Source organism: Actinomycetospora sp. (genome assembly GCF_055612215.1).
Genome location: NZ_JBVPVA010000411.1, coordinates 1 through 4,220 on the forward strand (window position 1 = coordinate 1; position 4,220 = coordinate 4,220).

Consider the following 4,220-nt stretch of genomic DNA (forward strand, 5'->3'; position numbering starts at 1 on the left):
CTTCTCCACGATCGGGGAGACCGGCGGGGGCGCCGCGGTGCCGCCCTGGGCGCCGATCGTGATCGGCGCCCTGGCGCTCGTGGTGTTCGTGCTGCGCCAGCTCGCCCTGCAGAAGCGCGACGCCGCCCTGCTCGACCTGCGGCCGTTCACCCACCGGCAGTTCGTGGTGGCGCTGATCCTGTTCGCCCTGCTGTTCATGTCGCTGTTGGGCGCGGCGGCCATCCTGCTGCCGTTGTTCCTCCAGACGGTGCTCGGCGAGGACACGTTCTGGACGGGTCTCGCCGTGCTCCCCGGCGGCCTGGTGCTCGGTCTGCTCGGACGTCCGGTCGGGGCGATCTACGACCGCGTCGGTGCCCGCCCGCTGGTGATCCCCGGCGCGATCATGATGGCCGTGGCCCTGTGGCTGTTCACCCTGCTCGGGGCGGGTTCACCGCTGGGCGCGGTCGTCGGGATCCACGTCGTCCTCATGGCCGGGCTGGGCCTGATGATGACGCCGCTGATGACCGAGGGGCTCTCGTCGCTGCCCGGTCCGCTGTACTCCCACGGCTCCGCGATCCTCGCGACACTGCAGCAGGTCGCGGGCGCGTTCGGCACGGCCGCCTTCGTGACGATCTCCGCGATCGCGTCGACGACGCTGGGTGCCACCCCCGACGCGCAGGGGCTGCGGGTCGGGTTCATGGCCGCCGGCGTCGTCGGGGTGCTCGCGGTGATCGTGTCGCTGTTCATGGGCGGGCGGTCCACGGCCACCGCGGAGGAACCGGCCGAGGTGGAGGCGCCGACACCCGATGCGACGACCGCGACCGGTCCGAGGTCGGGCGAGCCGGCCACGCCCACCGACGACGCGCGGTCCGAGGCCACCCCGGTGGCCGGTGACGAGCGGTCGGCCGGCGAGCGGACCGGCGATGAGCGGGCCGACACGGCGCCGATCCCGGTCGTGGGCACCGCCAAGCGACCCGACGTGTCACGGCCCGGGGTCCGGGTGCACGGGCACGTCGATCTCGCGGGGCCGGGCGAGGCCGTGATCACGCTGGTCGACGAGCACGGCGGCCAGCACGGCCGGACCGGCACCCGGGCGGGGCACTACGAGCTGGACCTGCCGACGCCCGGTGCCTGGCTGCTCGTGGTCAGCGCGCCCGGGCACGCGCCGCACGCGGAGCGGCTCGTCGCTCCGGGGACCGCCCCGGAGCTCACCCACCACGTGGCGCTGCCGGCCTCGGCGACGCCGGCCGACCGGTCGAGCACGCCCCGCGAGCCGCAGCCCGCGGCCGGGTCCTGAGCGACGGGCGGACCGGCCGACCCCGTCGGTCGCGCGAGCCCCGCCGGGCCCGCGAGGGGAACCTTCAGCCGCTATATGCGGCCGAAGGTACCCATCGCGCGGGCCTGATCGGGGTTGCTCAAGCCGTCCCGAGGGGCTCGAGGCGCTCGGCGCGGGGGTCGGGCGCGGACACCCGCAGCTTGTCGGCCTCCTCGTCGGTGTCGACGGACTGCGAGCGCCGCTCGGCCTCGACCCGCTCGACGTAGGTGCGGGCCTCCCGGTCGCGGGTCTCCCGGTCCCAGCCGAGCAGGGTCGCCATCTGGTCCGCGGCCGACTCGGCGCAGTCGGCGCCGCGGTGCGCGTACTCGATGGAGATGCGCGTCCGCCGGGTCAGCACGTCGTCTAGGTGCAGCGCGCCCTCGTAGGCGACCGCGTAGGCGATCTCGACCTTGAGGTAGTCCGGCGCCCCCGGCACCGGCTCCAGCAGCGTCCGGTCGTCCTCGCTCATGGCCAGCAGGCCGTGCAGGAGCGAGCCGTACCGGTCGAGCAGGTGCCGGATACGGTGCGGGTGCAGGCCGTAGCGCCGCCCGAGGTGCTCCGACTGGTTGATCAGCGCGAAGTACCCGTCGGCCCCGATGAGCGGGACGCGGTCGGTGATCGACGGCGCCACGCGGGCGGGGATGTCCTCCGCCGCCGCGTCGAGGGCGTCCTTGGCCATGACGCGGTAGGTCGTGTACTTGCCGCCGGCGATCGACACCATGCCCGGCATCACCCGCGACACCGCGTGCTCCCGGGAGAGCTTCGAGGTCTCCTCGCTCTCCCCGGCCAGCAGCGGCCGCAGGCCGGCGTAGACGCCCTCGATGTCGTCGTGGCTCAGCGGCGTGACGAGCACCTTGTTGATGTGCTCGAGCAGGTAGTCGAGGTCCTGTCGGGTGGCCGCCGGGTGCGCCAGGTCGAGGCGCCAGTCGGTGTCGGTGGTCCCGACGATCCAGTGGTTGCGCCACGGGATCACGAACAGCACCGACTTCTCGGTCCGCAGGATCATGCCGACGTCGGAGGGGATCTTGTCGCGGGCGACGAGGAAGTGCACGCCCTTCGACGCCTGGACGTGGAACCGGCCGCGGGTGCCGGCGGCGTGCTGCATCTGGTCGGTCCAGACCCCGGTGCAGTTGATGACGACGTGGGCCCGGACCTCGGTCTCGCGGCCCGTCTCGACGTCCCGCACGCGCACCCCGGCCACCCGGTCGACCTCGTGGAGGAAGTCGACGACCTGGGTCGACGTCCGCACCACGGCGCCGTACTGGGCGGCGGTCCGGCCCACCATCATCGTGTGGCGGGCGTCGTCCGCCTGCGCGTCGTAGTAGCGCACGGCCCCGACGAGCGCGTCGCGCCGGAGCGCGGGCGCCATGCGCAGCGCCCCGGAGCGCGTGAGCTGCTTCTGCTTGGGCAGCGAGCTCTTGCCGCCCATCGTGTCGTAGAGGGTGATCCCGGCGGTGACGTACGGCCGCTCCCACGCGTGGTGGGTCAGCGGGTAGAGGAACGCCACCGGCTTGATCAGGTGCGGGGCGAGGCGCGTCATGTTGAGCTCGCGCTCGTACAGGGCCTCGCGGACCAGCCCGAAGTCGAGCTGCTCGAGGTAGCGCAGCCCGCCGTGGAAGAGCTTCGAGGACCGGCTCGAGGTCCCGGCGGCGAGGTCCCGGGCCTCGACGAGCGCCACGGTCAGCCCGCGGGTCGCCGCGTCGAGCGCGGCGCCCACGCCGACGACCCCGCCGCCGACGACCACCACGTCGAACCGCTCGGAGGACAGCCGCTCCCAGGCGGCCTCGCGCTCGGCCGGGCCGAGCCGCGAGGGCTCCGCCGCGGCGTCGAGCTCGTCGGCCTCCGAGGCGCGGCCCGTGTGCTGCTGTGCCGATTCGTGCTCGGGTGACTTCGCGGCCACTGGCGAACCTCCTCGTGGGATGTGTGTCGGCGTCGCCGTCCGCACCGGTGCGCATCGACGAGGACCCGTGCGACCTGGGAGGACTTGGCCCCGACCGTACCCGCGGTCCGACGTGCGCGTTCCCGGCGTCCGACGGTGTCGCATACCCGTCCCGGCCGTGCGCGTCCAGGCGAACGGTCCATGGACAGGTGTGAACCACACGACTTAATGTCGGAGCGCTCGTCGGCGCGGACCGAGCCGTCCCGAGGGCTCCACGACCTGGAGGGCGCGGGCATGACGGCGACGCTGAGCGGCGGCGAGATCATCCTCTGGGAGTTCATCGGGACGGCCATCCTGATCCTCTTCGGGACGGGCGTGGTCGCGACCGTGCTCCTCCCCCGCACCAACTCCGACGGCGACACCGCGTCGTGGGTGCTCATCACGATCGGCTGGGGCGTCGCGGTCTTCGCGGGCGCCAGCATCGCCAACGCCACCAGCGGTCACATCAACCCCGCGGTGACGATCGGCCTCGCCATCGCGGGGAAGACGCCGTGGTCGGAGGTGCCCTTCTACCTGATCGGGCAGTTCCTCGGCGCGTTCGTCGGCGCGGTCCTCACGTGGCTGGTCTACAAGCTGCAGTTCGACCACAACGAGGACAACTCGGGGACGCTCAACATCTTCTCGACCAACCCACCCATCCGGAACGTGGTGTGGAACTTCGTCACGGAGATGATCGCGTCCTTCGTGCTCCTGCTGTTCCTGCTCGAGGGGCCGTACAAGTCGCCGGCCAACTACGCCGCGGTCTCCGTGCTCGTCCTCGGCATCGGCGCCTCGCTCGGTGGGCCGACCGGCTACGCCATCAACCCCGCCCGCGACCTGGGCCCCCGCATCGCCTACGCCGTCCTGCCGATCAAGGGCAAGGGCAGGCCCGAGTGGGGCTACGCGTGGGTCCCGGTCGTCGCGCCACTGGTCGGCGGCGCGCTCGCGGCCCTGCTGTCCCTCGTGCTGCCTGCCACGATCTGACAGGATCGGCCTCCCCCGGCCCCT

At 73.0% G+C, this 4,220-nt stretch carries 3 protein-coding genes; 2 read left to right on the forward strand and 1 reads right to left on the reverse strand.

Annotation, left to right across the window (positions count from 1 at the left end; genetic code table 11):
• Positions 1-1,276: MFS transporter (locus tag AC0CYZ_RS11620; protein ID WP_472215423.1), on the forward strand; the 1,276-nt coding region annotated here is incomplete at its 5' end.
• Positions 1,277-1,394: 118 nt separating this feature from the next.
• Here AC0CYZ_RS11620 and AC0CYZ_RS11625 read toward each other — a convergent pair.
• The gene (locus tag AC0CYZ_RS11625) at positions 1,395-3,062 is read right to left on the reverse strand and encodes a glycerol-3-phosphate dehydrogenase/oxidase (RefSeq protein ID WP_472215428.1); all 1,668 of its coding nucleotides are present in this window, start codon (positions 3,060-3,062) and stop codon (positions 1,395-1,397) included.
• Positions 3,063-3,467: 405 nt separating this feature from the next.
• Here AC0CYZ_RS11625 and AC0CYZ_RS11630 point away from each other — a divergent pair, with 405 nt between their 5' ends.
• Positions 3,468-4,196, forward strand: coding sequence for an MIP/aquaporin family protein (locus AC0CYZ_RS11630; RefSeq protein WP_472215426.1), 729 nt, complete (start codon positions 3,468-3,470; stop codon positions 4,194-4,196).
• Positions 4,197-4,220 lie beyond the last annotated feature (24 nt).